We start from the raw sequence: 2,111 nt of genomic DNA, 5'->3' as shown, positions 1-2,111 counted from the left end.
TGGCGCGTTAGTTGAAAAGCTATGGACTGCTTCGGTAGTCCATTTTTAATTGTGTTAATTGTCGGTTTAGTTCAATAAGAAAAGGGAAAATTTATTACATAAAGAATATTAATTACTACCAGATTTATAGAAACTTGGAGGTAATTATGAGTGTTTTAAAGGATAGAAATAAAGTAGATGCAATAGTATTGGATTTAGATGGTACATTATTAAATTCCGATAAGATGATAAGTAAGAGAAATTTAGATTCAATAATAGAAGTACATAAACATGGGATACCAATTATAATTGCAACGGCACGACCACCAAGAACAATAAAAGACTTACTTCCAAAGGAGATACAAGAAATAGCAATTATTGTTTTTTATAATGGTGCATTAATTATTAATAACCAATTACAAATCAACGAACATTACACAATCGATTCAACTATCAACGAACAAATTATTGAATACTTAATTTCCAATGAACCTGAGCACTTATTTTCAATTGAAGTTAATGATACTTGGTACAGCTATAAAGAGGTTGATTATCGCTCATTCATGAAGGTTTCTAAGAATCCTGAAATTATTGAGATTGTAGAAATAAAATTAAAAAGCCCAACGAAAATACTTGTTTCACACTTAAAGAATATACTGGACTTTAATAAAAAGTTCGGGGATAAAGTAAATGTTATAAATACGGACTCGAATCAACTTACACAAATAATGAGACTAGGCATTTCGAAAGAGTCTGCAATTACAAACCTTGCAGAAAGATTAGATATTTCATTAGAAAAAACAATGGTTTTCGGCGATGATTTTAATGACTTAGGCCTATTTAAAATATGTGGAATTCCAATAGCTATGGACAATTCAATAGACGAATTAAAAAGTATTGCTAAAAAAATTACAACTTCAAATGATGAAGATGGTGTAGCTAATATCCTGGAAACCTTATTAAACTAACTGGCGCGTTAGTTGAAGAGTGTGAGCAGCTTTTGGCTGTTCTTTTTTTGAAGTAATAGCAGTATAGCTCTAAATGAAAATTACATTTTGAAAAATTCTACCGATAAAAAAGTTATATAATTATAAAAAACAATTAGGGAGAAGAGAATTAAATGGATCCACTATTAATAGATATTCCAACTAAAATAGATACTAAACGATTATATTTAAGGATTCCGATGGCTGGCGATGGTGAATTAGTTAATGCTGCAATAAGAGCTTCAATTAATGAATTTAAACTTTGGTTACCATTTGCTCAAAGTGTGCCTGAAATTACTGAAACAGAAATCAATTTGCGACGTGCACATAATCAGTTTTTAAATCGTGAAAGTTTTCGTTTTCTTATTTTCAGTAAGGAAACAGATATGTTTATTGGAACGTGCAGTTTACAAAGTATTGACTGGGATATTCCTAAATTTGAAATAGGATACTGGATAGATATTCGTTTTAGTGGTAAGGGTTATATGACAGAAGCAATACAAAGATTAACCAATTTTGCGATTCATGAATTGAATGGGAGAAGAATTGAAATACGATGTGAATCTAGTAATACGAAAAGTCGTACGATCCCTGAAAAATTAGGGTTTGAGCTTGAAGGGATTTTACGCAATGAAGATTTCTCAGCTGATGGTAAAAAACTCACTGACACCTGTATTTATGCAAAGATAAATTAGCATATAAATTTTAAGTTTCTTATTTAACTAACTGGCGCGTTNNAGAACCTTTTATTACGACAACATTATGAAATTAATTATTTTAAACACCTGGATTATAATTATTAGCAAAATATAAAAATACTTTCTTATTTACTCTAAAGTTAGAAATGTAAGTAGTACCTGAAGCAGTAATTACGGGCTTTTTCAATTTAGTAAAAGTGTAATATGTAAAATCTTCGTCTTCATTAGTTGTTATTGGTGAAGTTAATGCAATTATAGGATGGCCATCAAATAAAAACTTCGTTCTTACAGCCATTTTTGATGTTGAATGTAGTAAAACAAAACACAATGTAGGAACGAGTATTACAATCAATAAGATTATGTTTGCTATTTTGTTATTACTATTCACTAAGATTCCCCTCACTTTTTATTATTTTGATGAAATAAACTTTATTAAATTTTACCATAA

Annotated in this window: 3 protein-coding genes; 2 read left to right on the top strand and 1 reads right to left on the bottom strand. The window is 29.5% G+C overall.

Annotated features, from left to right (window positions below; genetic code table 11):
* Positions 1 to 146: 146 nt before the first annotated feature.
* Positions 147 to 947: an HAD family hydrolase gene (locus tag V7056_RS19360; protein ID WP_499704027.1), complete on the top strand. Its 801-nt coding sequence runs from the start codon at positions 147 to 149 to the stop codon at positions 945 to 947.
* A gap of 152 nt (positions 948 to 1,099) precedes the next feature.
* On the top strand, positions 1,100 to 1,660 hold the full coding sequence (locus V7056_RS19355) for a GNAT family N-acetyltransferase (RefSeq protein ID WP_499704026.1): 561 nt from the start codon (positions 1,100 to 1,102) through the stop codon (positions 1,658 to 1,660).
* Positions 1,661 to 1,742: 82 nt separating this feature from the next.
* Here the strand turns inward: V7056_RS19355 and V7056_RS19350 are convergent, their stop codons facing one another.
* Positions 1,743 to 2,051: a YjcN family protein gene (locus V7056_RS19350; protein WP_499704025.1), complete on the bottom strand. Its 309-nt coding sequence runs from the start codon at positions 2,049 to 2,051 to the stop codon at positions 1,743 to 1,745.
* Between the last annotated feature and the right edge of the window lie 60 nt (positions 2,052 to 2,111).

This window comes from Bacillus sp. JJ664 (genome assembly GCF_036962205.1).
Classification (GTDB): domain Bacteria; phylum Bacillota; class Bacilli; order Bacillales; family Bacillaceae_G; genus Gottfriedia.
Note: the sequence above shows the minus strand (reverse complement) of the source record. Positions and strands in the feature narration are given on the sequence as shown.